Origin of the sequence: Phytohabitans maris, from assembly GCF_031085175.1 — a bacterium.
Classification (GTDB): Bacteria; Actinomycetota; Actinomycetes; order Mycobacteriales; family Micromonosporaceae; genus Phytohabitans; species Phytohabitans maris.
The window spans coordinates 1-15,683 of record NZ_JAVHUY010000084.1 but is presented as its reverse complement, the minus strand read 5'-3'; the positions used below and the strand labels follow the sequence as shown (position 1 = coordinate 15,683).

Here is a 15,683-nt window from a genome sequence, read left to right as displayed (position 1 = left end):
CTTTGTTAGGTAACTCGAGATTGGTTGTGGTGTAAGGGTTTCACGGTTTGGTGGCATGTGGGGCAGGCGCCGGTCCAGGTCGCGAGGAGGTATTGCAGCTCGCGGATGACCTTGTAGAGGGTCAGGCCGGCGCAGCCGCTTTTGGGTCGTGTCGCAGCAGGGTGATGAACAGGTGCGCGGCGGTGACCAGGGTGACGTGGCGGTGCCAGCCGGTGAAGGAGCGGCCTTCGAAGTGGTCCAGGCCGAGGCCGGTTTTCAGTTCGCGGTAGTCGTGTTCGATCCGCCAGCGGATCTTCGCGGTGCGGATCAGGTCGACGGGGTCGGTGTCGGCGGGTTGGCTGGATAGCCAGTAGGTGACCGGTTCGGCCTCGTCGTCGGGCCATTCCGCGATCAGCCACCGCTCGGGCAGGCTGCCGTCGGGGTTGCGGGGGATGCGGTGCCCAGCCGGACGGACCCGTAGGAACACGAACTGTGAGCTGAGGATGCCTTTGCTGCCTTCGCGCCAGGTGACCGTGGTCGCGGCATCGCGGCCGGCGTCGAGCACGTGCCGGGCAATGCTGGCCGCGTCGTCGGGGTAGTCCGGGCGGGTCGGTGGGCGGCCGTGCCCGGACCACGTGGGTGGCGCGGGTTCCGCGTCGGACCGGTGGGCGAGGGTTTCGCCTTTGACCTGGACGCTGTAGAGGATGCCGCGTTCGTCGAGCGCGGCCCGGAACGGGCCGCTGTCGCCGTAGCCGGAGTCGGCGGTGACCAGGGGTGGTCGCAATCCGTGTGCAGCGAGCCCGTCGATCATCTCGATTGCCAGTATCCACTTCGGACGGTGGCCCTCATCCTCCGGAATCGCGGCCTTGCGGCGCCGCCGCCGCGCGGTCTCGGTCGCGGCAGCGGCGACCGCATCAACATCGACCTCGGCCGGTTCGACAGACGCGGTGGCCCGCGGTGCATTCGTCAACGTCTTACGCTGCTTGGCCTTGGCCGCCTTGACCGCGGCCGGTCCGGCCTTGGCGGCGTCCCAGGACTCCGGCAGGAACAGCCGCCAGTCCAGCGGGCACGACGCCGTATCGGTGACCGCGTGGACGCTGACCCCGATCTGGCAGTTGGCGACCTTGCCCAGGGTGCCGGAGTACTGCCGGGCCACCCCGGGCGAGCCGGTGCCGTCCTTCGGGAACCCGGTGTCATCGAACACCCACGCGACCGGGTCGATCAACTCTACCGCCCGCTCGGCCAGCCGCGCCCGCACCGCCATGGTGTCCCACGTCGACGTGGTCACGAACTGCTGCAGCCCCTGATGATCCACGCCGAGCCGGGCCGCCATCGGCTGCATCGACTTACGCCGCCCGTCCAGCAACAGCCCCCGCAGATACGTCTCGCCCTTGACCCGCTGGTCAGACCGGGCCAAGGGCGTGAACACGTCCGCCGCGAACGCCTCCAGGCGTTGCCGCACAACCGAAAGCTCATCCGGAGTCACCGAAGCATGAAACTACCCGCACCACCCCGACGACCCCACGACACGCCGACCTAACAAAGCACTACTAGGCCCTGTTTCAAAAGAATTGTCGAGGCGAGCCGGAGTCCAGGCGGCGATCCGGCAAGTCGGGCGCAAGGTCGCATACCGGTGTCGTATGCGGCCTTACGCCCGGCGCCGCCGGTCGTCGCCTGGACCCGGCGCAGCCCGGCAAGGATTTTCGAAGCAGGGCCTACCTGTTGGGTGTTTCGCCGGTCGGATGTGCGTCGTCGGTGTCGAGGACGCGGCGTAGCAGGGTGGTGAGGGTGGCGAGTTCGTCGGGGTCGAGCGCGGCGAGGTTGGTCGCCTCGCTGGCCCGGGCACGCTCGATCAGCTCGACGGCGAGCTTGTGGCCGGTCTCGCGAAGCTCGACGTGCTGGCGGCGCCGGTCGGCGGGATCACGGGTGCGACCGAGCAGGCCGGCGTGTTCGCGTGGTCGGCGACGGGCGCACCGCGGTCGAGGGCGCCGACGTGGGCCATTAGAGGGCTGGTGCGGCGGGCCTGGTTGCCTATCGACGCGGCGATCACTGTCACCGCGGAGCCGGGAGCGAAGGTGGGTTCCGCGGTGCCCAGCACCCGTTGGGCGAGCAGCCAGGCGAGCGCCGCCGCTAAGCCAGCCTGGACGCCGATGATCAGGTCGCTTGGCCGCGCCGCGGCCCGCTTCGCCGACTTGGGGGAACCGGCGCCGCCACGCGGCCGCGGTCGACGCACTCGACTGCCTGGCCGCCTGATCGTCGGCCCAGGCCAACCGCCGCCCATGGCTGGCCGGCGCACGTGCCTCGGTCAGGTCGGGCCGGCCGGGCGCGTTGAAATCTCTCTGATTTGCGGGTCGTAGGTTTCGGTCCGTGACTGGGACGCCGCTGGACTACCTGATCGTTGGCGCGGGGCCGGCCGGTTTGCAGCTTGCCGCATTACTGGAGCGGGATGGCCGGCGTGACTATCTTGTGCTGGAGGGGGGCGACGTGCCGGGCGCGTTCTTCGCCCGGTTTCCGCGGCATCGGACGCTCATCTCGATCAACAAGCCGCATACCGGCTCCACCGATCCCGAGCTGAACCTTCGGCTGGACTGGAACTCGTTGCTCGGCGAGGAGGACGACCCACGGTTCACCACGTACACCGGGCGATACTTCCCGCACGCGGACGTGATGGTGCGCTACTTGGCCGACTTCGCTGCCGCTACCGGTGCGCGGGTGCGCTACGGCACGCGGGTGGTGCGGGTTAGCCGGGGCGAGTGTTTCGAGGTCACAGACGCGGCGGGGGAAACGTATCGGGCGCGCCGGCTCGTGGTGGCCACCGGTCTCTCCAAGCCGTACGTGCCCGCCATCCCGGGCATCGAAAGCGCCGAGTGGTACGACACGGTCTCTGTCGACCCCGAGGACTTCGTCGACCAGCGGGTGCTCGTCCTCGGTAAGGGCAACTCGGCGTTCGAGACCGCGGACAACCTGATGGAGACGACCACGCTGATCCACGTCGCCGGACCGAGTTCGATCCGGATGGCGTGGCAGTCGCACTACGTCGGGCATCTGCGCGCGGTCAACAACAACTTCCTCGACACGTACCAGCTGAAGTCGGCGAACGCGCTGCTGGACGGGAATGTGCGGCGCATCGAACGCGACGCGGACGGCTACCGGGTCACCTTCAGCTTCAGCCGGGCCGACGAGGTGGTGCGCGAGCTGCGCTACGACCGGGTCGTCGTCTGCACCGGATTCCGGTTCGACCCGGACATCTTCGACGACACCTGCCGGCCGGCGCTGACCATCAACGACCGCTTCCCGGCGCAGACCGAGCAGTGGGAGTCGGTCAACGTACCGGGCATGTTCTTCGCCGGCACCCTGTCGCAGGCGCGTGACTTCAAACGCTCGACGAGCGGCTTCATCCACGGCTTCCGGTACGGCGTACGGGCGCTGCACAAGGCGCTGGAGCGCCGGTACCACGACGTGCCCTGGCCGGCGGAGAAGGTCGACGCCACACCGGAGGCCATCGCGGACGCGGTCATCGCCCGGGTCAACCGAACCTCGGGACTGTGGCAGCAGTTCGGCGTGCTCGCCGATGTCGTCACCGTGGCCGGGGACGCCGCCCGCTACCACGACGAGGTGCCGGTCGACTACTTCACCCGCCTCGGACTCTCCACGGACGACCACAGGGCGACGGACGCGTTCGCGGTGACGCTGGAGTACGGGCCGGACCACGACAAGGTCGACCCGTTCGACATCTCGGTACACCGGGTAGCGCAGGACGTTCCCGGGCGGGCGCACGACGCCGCGTACCTGCATCCGGTCGTGCGCCACCACCGCGGCGGCCAGGTCGTCGCGGTCCACCATCTGGCGGAAAACCTGGACAACAGGTGGGACAAGCCGGACGTCCACCGGGCGCCGCTGGTGGCGTTCCTGGCTCAGTGCCTGGCCCCTTGAGGCGGCCGTGATCAGCCTGGCGGATGCGGAGCGGGCGGCTGCCACACTGCTCGAACCCGCGCACTACGACTTCTTCGCCGGCGGCGCGGACGACGAGCGGACCCTTCGGTCCAACGTGGACGCGTTCGATCGGCACCGCCTGCTCCCGCGGGTGCTGCGCGGGGTCGGCAAGCGTGACCTCGGCGTGGAGGTGCTCGGGCAGCCGCTGTCGATGCCGGTCATGGTCGCGCCGACCGCGTTTCACCGCCTGGCCCACCCGGACGGCGAGGTCGGCACCGCGCGGGCGGCGGCCGCCAGCGGCACGGTCATGATCCTCAGCATGGCCGCTACGCAGCCGGTCGAGCAGGTCGCGGCCACCGGTGTCCGTCTCTGGTTCCAGATGTACGTGCAGCCGGACCGCGCCTTCACCGAGCGGCTCGTGCGGCGGGTGGAGGCGGCCGGCTGCGCGGCGCTCGTGGTCTCCGTGGACTCGCCGGTCTTCGGCCGGCGCCTTCGCGATCTTCGCCACGACTTCGGCGACCTGCCGGCGGGGCTCGCCTGCGAAAACATGCGCGAGTCCGGGACCGGGCCGCCGCGCGCGGTCGCCTTCGACGCCGCGTTGGACTGGTCGGTCGTGGGCTGGCTGCGCGGGATCACCACGCTCCCCATCGTCCTCAAGGGAATCCTGCACCCGGACGACGCTCGGCTCGCCGTGGGGCACGGCGCCGACGCGGTCATCGTCTCCAACCACGGCGGGAGGCAGCTCGACGGCGCGGTGGCGAGCATCGACGCGCTGCCGGCGGTGGTGGAGGCGGTCGGCGGCCGGTTGCCGGTCCTGCTCGACGGTGGGGTACGCCGGGGTACCGACGTGGTGACCGCGCTGGCGCTCGGCGCGGCGGCGGTGGCCGTCGGCCGGCCCGTGCTCTGGGGGCTCACGGTGGCGGGTGAGCATGGTGTCCGGCAGGTGCTGGAACTGCTCCGTGACGACCTCGACCGGGCGATGGTGCTCTGCGGCGCCGACCGGGTCGCCGCCCTCACCCGCGATGTCGTCCACGTGGGAAGGTGTAGCTGGTGAGCGGCTTCCTGCCGGCGCTTCTCGTGCGATTGCGCGAGTGGGTGTTCAGGCGCGTCAACGGGGAGGAGGGCGTACCCGTGCCCGGGCCGCAGGTCGGCGCCGAGCAGTTCGAGCGGGTCTACGCGCACGCGGCCGCCGACGGGCGCAGCCGCGGTGCCGGTATCTCCGATCTGTTCTGGTACTGGCTGGCACCCGGCCCGCAGATGCACCAGGAGCACCTGGAGCCGGGGGAGCGGTACGACACGGTGGCCCGAACCACGCGACGGGTCCTCGCCGTGCCGCACCGGCGCTCGTACGAGCTGGCCGAGGCCGCCACCCGGCGGGCCCTGGACCGGCTCCCCACCGACCGGTACAGCTTGGTGCGGCTGCGCGACCTGATGATGCCGGTCTGGTCCGAGGTCTACTACGAGCTGGTCTTCGGCGAGGAGTGCCCGCCCGACGCGCGGGACATGATCGTGGCGAACGCGGACGACGTCGTCACCGCGCTGAAATGCTGCTCGCTGCGCCACATGGATCGCCGCGACCGGCTCACCCGCTACCTGCTCGGCCGGATCGAGGCCGGCACGGCGCCGGTCACCCTGCCACCGCCGTTCACCGCCCAGGAGACCGCCTGGTACCTGCAGGGCGCGTTCTTCAACACCGCCGTGGTGCAGATGTCCGAGGCGATGGCGCACCTGCTGCTCGCGATAGCGCAGCACCCGCACGTCCACGGGCGCCTGGCCGCCGCGCTCGACGACGACGCCACCCTCGACCGGGTCATCGACGAGACGCTGCGGGTACACCCCCTCTTCGGCGTCGCGCACCGGATCACCTCCGCGCCGATCCGGGTGGACGACCGGGTGACGCTTCCCGCCGGGTCGGTGCTGCTGTTCAACTACCTCGCGTACCAGCGCACCGGACCGGCCGCGGACGACGTGTTCGACCCGGACCGGTGGCTCGGGCTCGAGCGGCGGGAGGCGCACTTCATCCCGTTCGGGGTGACCGCCAACCGCGCCTGCCCGGCCCGCGGCTCCGCGCCGGTGATGCTGCGCGCCGCGGCCCGGGAGGTGCTGCGCCGGTTCGCGCTCACCTCCACCGCCGGGCACACCCGCTCGCTGCCCAGCCGCGGCCCCTGCTACCTGGTACCGCCGGCCGCGGCCCCGCCCGGACCCGCGCGGCTGCGGGCGATGCGATGGGGCGACCGGTGGGCCGACACGGGCCGCGGTGTGGTCCAGCTCTGCCTCGGCGCCGTGATGGTGCTCGACGCCCGCCGCCAGCGGCTCTGTGCGACCTACTTCGAGGAGGTGCCGCGGCAATGACCCCGGTGGAGCTCGCCCCCCGCTTCTTCATCGCCGTCGCGACGATCCTGCTGTTCTGCAAAGCCGTCGCCTGGCTGCTGGGCAAGGTCGGCCAGCCGGCCGTGGTGAGCGAGATGCTCGCCGGCGTGCTGCTCGGCCCCTCGTTGCTCGGCCTGCTGCTCCCGGACGTGCAGGACGCGATCTTCCCGCAGCCGCTCTACCCGATCCTGTACGTCGTCGGCCAGGTCGGCCTGGTGATCTTCATGTTCCAGGCCGGCTACGCGTTCAGCCAGCACCGGGTCACCGGGCTGGCCGGCACCGCGGGAGCGGTCTCCCTCGCCGGCGTCACCGCGCCACTGGCCCTCGGCGTGCTCCTCGTCGTCCTCACCAACGGGCACGCCCCGGTCCTCGTCGACGGGGTACCGCTGGGGGTGTCGGCGGCGTTCGTCGGGGTCGCGCTGGCCATCACCGCGTTCCCCATGCTCGCCCGGATCATCACCGAGCGCGGCCAGGCCGGCACCCGGCACGGCTCGCTCGCCTTGGCCAGCGGCGCGCTCGACGACGTGGTCGCGTGGATCATGCTGGCGTTCGTCCTCGCGGTGGCGTCCGGCCGCACCGGGCCGGCGCTCGTGACGCTCGGCGGCGCGCTGCTCTTCGTGGTGATCATCTGGTACGGAGTGCGTCCGGCCGCCGCCGTGCTCATGGGGGAGCGCCCGCTCAGCGGGCAGGCCCGGCTGCTGGGCACGGTGGCGCTGCTGTTCGGGATCGCCTGGTACACCGACGAGATCGGACTGTACGCGGTCTTCGGCGCGTTCGCGGTCGGCGCCGTCATGCCGCACAACGAGCGCACCGACGGTGTCGTGGGACTGCTGACCCCGGTGTGCCAGATCGTCTTCCTGCCGCTGTTCTTCACGTACTCCGGGCTGCGTACCGAGTTCGGGCTGCTCGGCGAGCCGGCGGTGCTGCTGTTCGCGGTCGGCTGCATCGTGGTGGCGATCGCCGGGAAGTTCGGCGCCTGCTGGACCGCGGCGCGGCTGCGCGGCGAACCCAACGCGGTGGCGCTGCGCGTCGGCGCGTTGATGAACGCGCGCGGTCTGATGCAGCTGATCGCGCTGAACGTCGGTCTCGAAGCCGGCATCGTCGGACCCCCGCTCTTCACCGCCCTGGTACTTGTCGCGCTCGTGACCACGCTGATGACCACACCGCTGCTGAGCTGGATCGAGCGTCGGGAACGCGGCCGAGCGGAGCCGGCCCGGCGCGAGCAGGCCGTGTCAGCCGGCCTTATATAGAGATAAGCATCACTGTTCCAGTTGGTGTCCCAGCGTGTGATTCTTACCTGTGTGCCGTTGACCGGGACACGGGGTTCCGATCCTCGCAGACTCCTCCTGGTCGAGGATGACAGCGAGCTCGTGCAGCTGCTCACGGGCGCGCTGAGCGCCGAGGGCTACACCGTCGAGGTGGCCCGAGACGGTCAGCGCGGACTGCATCTCGGGCTCACCCGGCCGTACGACGTGGTGGTCATCGACCGCCGGCTGCCCGCACTCGACGGCCTCGACCTGCTGATGCGGCTGCGGGCCAAGGCGGTGCAGGCTCGGGCGCTGCTGCTGACCGCGCTCGGCACCGTGCACGACCGGGTGCAGGGCCTCGACGCCGGCGCCGACGACTACCTGGTCAAGCCGTTCGACCTCGACGAGCTGTCCGCCCGGCTGCGGGCGCTGTGCCGGCGCACGCTCGACGCGAGCGAGGTGCTGCGGATCGGCGCGGCCCACCTCGACCTGGGCCTGCGCGACGTGGCGCTGCCGGATGGCCGGCGGGTGGCGCTGTCCGCCCGCGAGTTCGAGCTGCTGCGGGTACTGGCCACCCGGCCCAACGCCGTGCACTCGCGATCGGAGCTGCGCCGGCGGGTCTTCCAGGAGGCACCAGCCGCGTCCATCGTGGACACGTACGTCTACTACCTGCGCCGCAAGCTCGGCCGCGCCGCGGTACGCACCGTCCACGGTCTCGGCTACCGCCTGGGCGAGGTGTGATGGGCGAGCTGACCGGCGACGAGCGGGCGGTCATCCGCCGGGCCCGGTCCCGCGTCGGCGCCGTGGTCGGGCTCGTGATCACCGTGCTGATCGGGCTCGTCGGCGCGATCGCCTACAGCATGATGACGCACGCCCAGGACCGCCAGGTCTGGCGGGAGGTGCGTTACAACGCCACGTACGGCGAGCCGGCCACGCCGCCCGGCTGCGCGTGGCTGTTCACGGATGTGGACGGCGAGGTGAACGGCGGCCCGATACCCCCGCCGGCCGGCTTCCCGCTCGTCGACGACCTGGAGCGGGCGCGCGCGCTGCGCACCGCCGTCGAGGACGTGGTCGAGCGCAACGGGACCGTGTACCTGGTGCGTACCCAGACCCGTGCCGACGGCCGCACGGTCCAAGCCGTCTTCGACACCCGATACCAGTTGGCGGACCGGCGACACCTGCTGCTGGCGCTGGGCGTCGCGGAGCTCGTCGGTCTGGCCGTGGCCGCCGCGACCGCACTTGTGGTAGGGCAGCGGGCGGTCGCACCGCTGGCCGAGGCGCTGGTAAGGCAGCGGCGGTTCGTCACCGACGCCAGCCACGAGCTGCGTACGCCCATCACCCAGGCGTACACCCGGGTTCAGGTGCTCGCGCGCCAGGCCGCCGACGCGGACCTGCCGGCCGACCACCGGGCCGGCCTGGACCGGCTGGCCGCCGCCATCCGCCGGTTCGGTGCGATCGTCGACGACCTGTTGCTGTCGGCGCGGCTCGCGGTCGGTCCGGGCGGACACGGCGGTCCGCTGGTCGATCTGTGCGCGGTCGCCGAGACCGCGGTGGCGGCCGAGACCGACCGGGCCGTGGACCGGCGGCTCACCGTCACCGTCGACCGGCCGCCGGACCAGCTGTTGGTGAACGGCATCGAGTCGGCGCTGCTGCGCGCGGTCGGCGAGTTGCTCGCCAACGCGGTCAACCACACCCCGGCCGGCGGCCGGATCGCGTTGACGCTGTGCCGAGCCCCGGGCGGCGTGGTGCAGTTGACGGTCGGTGACAGCGGCGAGGGGTTCGACCCCGCCGTGGCCGACCGGATCTTCGACCGGTTCCACCGCGAGCCGGGCGGCCACGAGCGCCGGTACGGGCTGGGACTGGCGCTGCTGCGCGAGGTGGTGGCCGGGCACCGCGGCACGGTCGAGGCCACCGGTCACCCCGGCGCCGGCGCGACGTTTACGATCCGGCTCCCCGGGGCGCCCGCCCGCCCCGGTGCCGGACGGTGGTGGCCGGTCCGAAGCCGGGCGCGGTGACCAGCGCGGCGGCCCGGCGCACGTCGTCGTCGAGGGGACGGTCCGGGTCGACCGGCGCGATCGCGTCCGCCAGCGCGTCCAGGAGAGCGGCGCAGCCGGCGGCGGTGGGCCGGCGGGCACCGACGTGGGCCGCCTGGCGCAGGCCCAGCGCGAGCGAACCGCACAGCAGCTCCAGCAGCGCGGCCATGTCGTACGCCCGCAGCGCCGCCTGCGTACCGAACGGCACCACGTCCTGGTTGTGCAGGTTGGTCGGCAAGCTCTGCATGCCGGCCGGTAGGGCGGCGCGGCGGATCTCGGCGACGAACGCGGTGGTGGCCAGCTGAACCCCCTGCAACCCGTGCTGCTGGCCCGGCCCGGCGGCCAGCATCGGCGGCAGGCCACCGTTGCGGGCCGGGTCGACGAGCAGGTCGAGCTGCCGCTCGGCGAGGTTGCCCAGCTGTGCGGTGACCATCGCCAGCACGTCGGCGGCGAACGCGGCCGGCTGGCCGAAGAAGTTACCGCCGTGCACGACCACGTCGTCGTCGGGGAAGAACAGCGGATTGTCGCTGACGCTGCCCAGGTCGGCCGCGACGACACCGTCGACGTACCGCAGGGCGTCCTCGGCGGCACCCAGCAGCTGCGGGGCGCAGCGGATGCTGTACGGCTCCTGCAGCGCCCGGGTGCCGGACGGGGTCGTCCCGGCGAGCATCTTGCGCATACCCTCGGCCACGTCGGCTGCGCCCGGATGCCCGTACGCGGCGAACAGGCGTGCGTCGAGGAAACCCGGGTCACAGCCGAGCAGGTCGGCCAGCAAGCAGGTCAGTGACTGGATCGCCCGGTGAGCGGCGCGGACCCGCACGAGGGCCAGCCCGGTCGCGGCGGTGGTCAGGGAGGTGCCGTTGACCAGCGCGAGCGCGTCTCGACCGTCGAGCTCGAGCGGTGTGAGCCCGGCCAGCCGCAGCGCCTCGGCGGCAGGCATCCGCCGGCCGTCCAGGTATGCCTCGCCGCGCCCGCGCAACGCCTGAGTGGCGTAGGCGAGCGGGATCAGGTCTCCGCTGGCACCGACCGAGCCGTAGCGGGGAATCGCCGGGACGAACGCCGTCGCGAACATCGCGGCCAGCCCGTCGACGACATGAGCCGAAACCCCGGACGCGCCCTGGGCGAGCGACCACGCGCGGACGAGCAGCGCCGCCCGACCGATATCAGGGGACAGGTCGGGCCCCTGACCGGCGCCGAGGTGGGCCAACGTGTTGTCGCACTGGTCGGCCAGCTCCTCTCGCCCGGCGAAGCCGACCAGGGCACCGAAGCCGGTCGTCGCGCCGTACACCGGACGCTCCGGCTCGGCCAGCACAGCGCCGAGGAAGTCGCGGCCACGCCGGACCCGGTCGCGCACGGCGGCGTCGACGACCACGGACACCGGAGTCGCGGCGTGGCGCAGATCGGTCAGGCTCAGCGGGTCGGCCAGGTGGATCCGGCCATCGGCGGCGGGCACGGGTCAACGGTAGGGACGAAATCTCAGAACCCTCTGAAGTCGCGCCGATAGATTCCGCCCACATGACGTACGACTACCTGATCCTGGGCGCCGGGCCGGCCGGGCTCCAACTCGCCGCCCTGCTGGAGCGGGCCGGTCACGACTACCTCGTGCTGGAGCGCGGAGCGGGGCCAGGCACGTTCTTCACCCGGTTTCCGCGGCACCGCAAGCTGATCTCGATCAACAAGGTGTACACCGGGTACGCCGACCCCGAGATGCGGCTGCGCATGGACTGGAACTCGCTGCTCAGCGACGATCCCGAGCTGCTGTTCACCCGCTATAGCGAGCGCTACTTCCCGGCGGCCGAGGACCTCGTGCGTTACCTGTCCGACTTCGCCGCGGCGACCGGCGCGAAGGTGCGCTATGGCACCGACGTGGCCCGCGTCGTGCGGGACGCCGACGGGTTCGTCCTCTCCGACCACAATGGACAGGCGTGGCGCTGCCGCCGGCTCGTCGTCGCGACCGGCGTCTCCCAGCTGAACGTGCCGCCGATCCCCGGCATCGAGACCGCCGAGCGGTACGACACGTTCGAGACCGACCCGAAGTCCTTCACCGACCAGCGGGTCCTGGTGATCGGAAAGGGCAACTCCGGCTTCGAGACCGCCGACGCGCTCGTCGAGACCGCCGCGGTCATCCACGTGGCCGGCCCGCACTCGATCAGGATGGCCTGGCAGACGCACTACGTCGGACACCTGCGCGCGGTCAACAACAACTTCCTGGACACCTACCAGCTCAAGTCGCAGAACGCGGTGCTGGACGGCACGATCGAGAGCATCGAGCGCCGGCCTGAAGGCGGCTACCGCGTGATCTTCCGGTACGCCCGCACCGTCGAGGCGCTGCGCGAGCTGGAGTACGACCGGGTGATCGCGTGCACCGGCTTCCGATTCGACGCCTCGATCTTCGACGAGAGTTGCCGTCCGGCACTGGTCATCCACGACCGCTTCCCCGAGCAGACACCGGCCTACGAGTCGACCACCGTGCCCGACCTCTACTTCGCCGGCACGCTCACCCAGCAACGCGACTTCAAGCGGTCTACGAGCGGGTTCATCCACGGTTTCCGGTACGGCGTCCGTGCGCTGCACCGCATCCTCACCACCCGCTACCACGGCGGCGGCTGGCCGGCGGCGGCGGTCGAGCCCAGCCCCGACGCGATCAGCGACGCGATCGTCGCCCGGGTCAACCGGTCCTCGGCGCTGTGGCAGCAGTTCGGGGTGCTCGGTGACGTGGTCACGGTGAACGGCGACACCGCGCTCTACCACGAGGAGGTGCCGACCGCGTACGTCGCCGAAGGCGGACTCGGCGCGGCCCGCCACACCTTCGTCGTCACTCTTGAGTACGGGCCCGACCACGACAGCGTCGACCCCTTCGACATCACCGTGCCCCGCCCCGCGGAGAACGACGCCGCCAACGCGCACGACGCCAGCTACCTGCACCCGGCGGTCCGCTACCGCCGCGACGACGGACACACCGCGATCCATCACCTGGCGGAAAACCTCGAGAACCACTGGGATCTGCCGACCGTCCACCAGCAGCCACTGGCCATCTTCGTCAAGGAGTGCCTTGCCGGCGACGGGTGAGCCGTACCCGGCGAGCGTGCTGGGCCTGCTCGCCTCGGCCGGAGATCGGCCGGTCTTCGAGCACGGGTCGCGGACCGTGACCGGCGCCGAGATGCTCGGCATGATCGGACGGGCCGCGGCCGGCCTGCGCGCCGCCGGGATCGGCCCCGGCGACGGCGTCGCGCTGATGCTCGGCGTCACCCCCGAGGCATTCGCCGTGATCTTCGCCGGCTTCGTCGTGGGCGCCCGGCTGGCCGGCGTCCGCCCCGGCCTGCCCGAGCCGCAACTGCGCCACATCCTCGCCCGGGACGCCACCGCGACCGTCACCGACCAGGCCGCCGTCCCGCCGTACGCACCGCACCCGCTGGCCGTCGCCGATCTGCTGTCCGCATCGGACAGTGGCCACACGCCCTCCCTCTCCGCGCGGCCGCACGACGTCGCCCGGCTCATCTACACCAGCGGCAGCACCGGTACCCCCAAGGCCTGCGCGCAGACGTATGCCGCCCTGGACGCGGCGTGGACGGCCCGGCCCGAGGACTGGCCGCCGGCTATCCGTGAGCTGGCGTCCAGATTGGATCGCTACCTCGTCTTCGGCTCGCTGAGCAGCCAGGTGATGATCGAGTACGGCATCCTCACCCTCGCGGCGGGCGGCACCCTGGTCGCCACGGATCGACCCGCCTTTCCCGAGGCGATCGTCCGGCACCGGGCCTCCGCCAGCGTCATCACCGTCGCCCGCCTGCACAAGCTCGCCAGCGCCCAACGCGTCGACCCGGCCGACCTGCGCGGCCTGCGGGCGCTGATGGTGTCCGGATCGCCGCTGCCCGCGACCCGGCACCGCGAGGCGCTCGACGTGCTCGGCCCGATCGTCTTTCACGGATACGGTCAGACCGAGACCGGCACGATCTCCATGGCCACGCCCTCCGACCCGCCCGGCTCGGTCGGCACTCCACCAGCCGTGGTCGACCTGGCCGTCCGCGGCCCGGACGGCGCGCCGGTCCCGCACGGCACCGACGGCGAGCTCTACGTGCGCACACCCGGGCAGGCGACCGCGTACCGGGCCGACCCGGTCGAGACGGCCGACGTCTTCGTCGACGGATGGGTACGCACCCGCGACCTCGGCCACCTCGACCCGGCCGGCCGCCTGCACCTGGTCGGTCGCACCCGGGACGTCGTCATCGTCAACGCGAACCTCTACTACGCCGGGCCGATCGAGCGGGTGCTGGCCAGCCATCCGGACGTCGCCGAGGCGTACGTGGTTGGCCGGCCAGACGAGGGCTCCGGCGAAGCGGTGCACGCGTTCGTCGTACCCGCGCGGGACCGGGCCCCCGACCACGCCGCGCTACGCGCGCTGGTCACCACCCACCTCGGCGAGGCCTGCGCCCCGAAGACCGTCACCACGATCGCGGAGCCGCCGCTGTCACCGAGCGGCAAGCCGGACAAGCGCCTTCTGACCGAACTCCGGTAGTACGCGACCGCTCTCAGGAAGGCCGGCAGGGGTGCGGTTTTCCACACCTTTGTGCGGAACGGGTCAGCGGCGGCGGGCTTTGAGTAGCAGGGCGATGCGGCGCGGACCCCGGTAGCCTCGGCGGTCACCGAGGATGGTCAGCGCTTCGCGGGCGAGACGGTGACGGCCGGCGCTGCTCGCGGGGTCATTGGCGATGGCGGCGAGTTGGTCGGCGGCCGAGCCGTTGGTGCTGATTTTGGCGAGCTGGTTGGCGGCCCAGCCGCTGACCAGGGGTTCGGAGGGGCGGGTGGCAGCCAGGCGAGCTGGATCGCGGCGTCGATCCGGTCGTAGGTGTTGGCGGTCTCGTCGGTGGCCATGGTGAGTAGGAGGTCAGCGCCCCGCGGGTTGTCCAGGCTGTGCAGCTCGCGAGCGGCGTACCGGCGGGTGACGGATGCGATGCGCGGATCGGCGACGGTTTCGGCGAGCCGGTCGCCGCCGCGCGGGTCACCCATGCGGCCGACCGCCGTCGCCGTCGTGTACTGCGGGCTCCACCAGCCGGGGCTGCGTGAGGTCTTGAGAGGCGTCTGGGCGGCCGTGTCGATCAGGCGGCGGTCGGTGACCACGCCGTCGGTCGTCAGCGTGGCGATGAACTTGCCACCGTCCGCGCCGCTGCGGCGGGCCACCTTGAGTAGCGCGCCGGTGAGGTCGGGCCGCCCCTGCCAGGCGGCGACGAGGAACGAGGCGAAGGACTCGTCGCGGGGTATGCGCCACCGGCTCGCCCGCCCTCCCCACGAGCTCGCCCACTCCCTCGCGCGCGCGTCCGGGTGCAGCCGCCAGTGGAACATGGCGCGGAACAGCTTGTCGCTGCGGCGGGGATCGGCGGCGAGGTGGGCCGCGGCGAGGAACTCGCCGACAGTCTGGTGGAAGAACGCGAAGTCGTCGCCGTGCTGCACCATCAGCCCGCCGCGCCGTAGCAGGTCCGCTATGGACGATCGCCAAATCCCATCGGGTACGTGCGCCGGGCGCAGCTGGCCGGTCCAGCGCGCCAGCAGGTCGATCGCCGGTGTGGTGTCGTCGGCGTGCCGGGCCGCCGCCAGGCGCCCGAGCAGCCCGTCGAACCAATCGGCGAGATGGGCGGCGGCGTCGACGGCGGAGTGGCCGTACCGTTCGAATCCCTTCTCCAGCTGGGGTGGATGCCGCCGTCGGCGGCGAACCGGCGCTCCCGAAGGAGGTCTACAAAGGACTGGTACACGCCGGCGCGCCCCTGGGGCAGGTCCCGCTCGGGGCGCAGGACGAACAGCTGGCACAGCATCGTGGCGATCAGCGGCGTGCGGGCCAACTCGGCGAGGGACGTATAGCGTACCGCCCGGGTGAAGCCGGCCGCGGACGCGGCCGGATCGGGCAGGCCAAGGGCGGCGAACCACCGCTCGGCGAAGCCGGTCAGCCCCGCCGCCAGCGGCAGCAGCTCGAACCGGGGCCACCCCGCCTTCGGCAGCTCACCGTCGGCCAGCGGCCGGGTGGCGACGACGAACCGATAGCGGTCGCCCGGGACCGCGGTGAGCTTGCGGACCACCGTGCGGCGCCGGTCGGCGTCGAGGACCTCGTCCAGGCCGTCGACGAGGACGAGCC

13 protein-coding genes are annotated in these 15,683 nt (G+C 72.0%); 8 read left to right on the top strand and 5 right to left on the bottom strand.

Annotation, left to right across the window (positions count from 1 at the left end):
• Nucleotides 1-121: 121 nt before the first annotated feature.
• Both RB614_RS43760 and RB614_RS43755 read right to left on the bottom strand, forming a co-directional pair.
• Nucleotides 122-1,465 (bottom strand): IS701 family transposase, encoded by a 1,344-nt coding sequence (locus tag RB614_RS43760; protein ID WP_308714810.1) that lies wholly within the window; start codon nt 1,463-1,465, stop codon nt 122-124.
• 366 nt (nt 1,466-1,831) lie between these two features.
• Nucleotides 1,832-2,212: a hypothetical protein gene (locus RB614_RS43755; protein ID WP_308718623.1), complete on the bottom strand. Its 381-nt coding sequence runs from the start codon at nt 2,210-2,212 to the stop codon at nt 1,832-1,834.
• A gap of 134 nt (nt 2,213-2,346) precedes the next feature.
• On the opposite strand from RB614_RS43755, the gene RB614_RS43750 reads away from it, so the two are divergent.
• The 6 genes from RB614_RS43750 to RB614_RS43725 are packed head-to-tail and all read left to right on the top strand — an operon-like array spanning nt 2,347 to nt 9,544.
• Nucleotides 2,347-3,912 (top strand): NAD(P)-binding domain-containing protein, encoded by a 1,566-nt coding sequence (locus tag RB614_RS43750; RefSeq protein ID WP_308718622.1) that lies wholly within the window; start codon nt 2,347-2,349, stop codon nt 3,910-3,912.
• A gap of 7 nt (nt 3,913-3,919) precedes the next feature.
• The gene (locus tag RB614_RS43745; protein ID WP_308718621.1) at nt 3,920-4,966 is read left to right on the top strand and encodes an alpha-hydroxy acid oxidase; all 1,047 of its coding nucleotides are present in this window, start codon (nt 3,920-3,922) and stop codon (nt 4,964-4,966) included.
• The gene (locus RB614_RS43740) at nt 4,963-6,264 is read left to right on the top strand and encodes a cytochrome P450 (protein ID WP_308718620.1); all 1,302 of its coding nucleotides are present in this window, start codon (nt 4,963-4,965) and stop codon (nt 6,262-6,264) included. Before RB614_RS43745 ends, RB614_RS43740 begins: the two co-directional genes overlap by 4 nt.
• A complete protein-coding gene (locus tag RB614_RS43735) occupies nt 6,261-7,532 on the top strand; it encodes a cation:proton antiporter (RefSeq protein WP_308718619.1) in 1,272 nt (423 codons plus the stop codon). Before RB614_RS43740 ends, RB614_RS43735 begins: the two co-directional genes overlap by 4 nt.
• A gap of 24 nt (nt 7,533-7,556) precedes the next feature.
• On the top strand, nt 7,557-8,270 hold the full coding sequence (locus tag RB614_RS43730; protein ID WP_308718618.1) for a response regulator transcription factor: 714 nt from the start codon (nt 7,557-7,559) through the stop codon (nt 8,268-8,270).
• Complete coding sequence (locus RB614_RS43725; protein ID WP_308718617.1) at nt 8,270-9,544, top strand: sensor histidine kinase; 1,275 nt, start codon at nt 8,270-8,272, stop codon at nt 9,542-9,544. The genes RB614_RS43730 and RB614_RS43725 overlap by 1 nt, the downstream gene beginning before the upstream one ends.
• On the opposite strand, the gene RB614_RS43720 is transcribed toward RB614_RS43725, so the two are convergent.
• Entirely contained in the window at nt 9,468-11,015 is a 1,548-nt protein-coding gene (locus RB614_RS43720) for an aromatic amino acid ammonia-lyase (RefSeq protein WP_308718616.1), read from the bottom strand. The two genes, RB614_RS43725 and RB614_RS43720, sit on opposite strands and share 77 nt — an antisense overlap.
• A gap of 62 nt (nt 11,016-11,077) precedes the next feature.
• Between RB614_RS43720 and RB614_RS43715 the strand changes: the two genes are divergently transcribed.
• The gene (locus RB614_RS43715) at nt 11,078-12,631 is read left to right on the top strand and encodes an NAD(P)-binding domain-containing protein (RefSeq protein WP_308718615.1); all 1,554 of its coding nucleotides are present in this window, start codon (nt 11,078-11,080) and stop codon (nt 12,629-12,631) included.
• A complete protein-coding gene (locus tag RB614_RS43710) occupies nt 12,615-14,075 on the top strand; it encodes a class I adenylate-forming enzyme family protein (protein WP_308718614.1) in 1,461 nt (486 codons plus the stop codon). The genes RB614_RS43715 and RB614_RS43710 overlap by 17 nt, the downstream gene beginning before the upstream one ends.
• 137 nt (nt 14,076-14,212) lie before the next feature.
• Here the strand turns inward: RB614_RS43710 and RB614_RS43705 are convergent, their stop codons facing one another.
• Nucleotides 14,213-15,010: a hypothetical protein gene (locus RB614_RS43705; protein ID WP_308717325.1), complete on the bottom strand. Its 798-nt coding sequence runs from the start codon at nt 15,008-15,010 to the stop codon at nt 14,213-14,215.
• 26 nt (nt 15,011-15,036) lie between these two features.
• The coding region (locus RB614_RS43700; RefSeq protein ID WP_308717324.1) for an NACHT domain-containing protein at nt 15,037-15,683 on the bottom strand (647 nt) is incomplete at its 5' end.

Coding starts and splice junctions, on each gene's coding strand:
- RB614_RS43725 (WP_308718617.1), top strand. CDS start 8,270: ATGGGCGAGCTGACCGGCGACGAGCGGGCGGTCATCCGCCGGGCCCGG.
- RB614_RS43735 (WP_308718619.1), top strand. CDS start 6,261: ATGACCCCGGTGGAGCTCGCCCCCCGCTTCTTCATCGCCGTCGCGACG.
- RB614_RS43715 (WP_308718615.1), top strand. CDS start 11,078: ATGACGTACGACTACCTGATCCTGGGCGCCGGGCCGGCCGGGCTCCAA.
- RB614_RS43705 (WP_308717325.1), bottom strand. CDS start 15,010: ATGGTGCAGCACGGCGACGACTTCGCGTTCTTCCACCAGACTGTCGGC.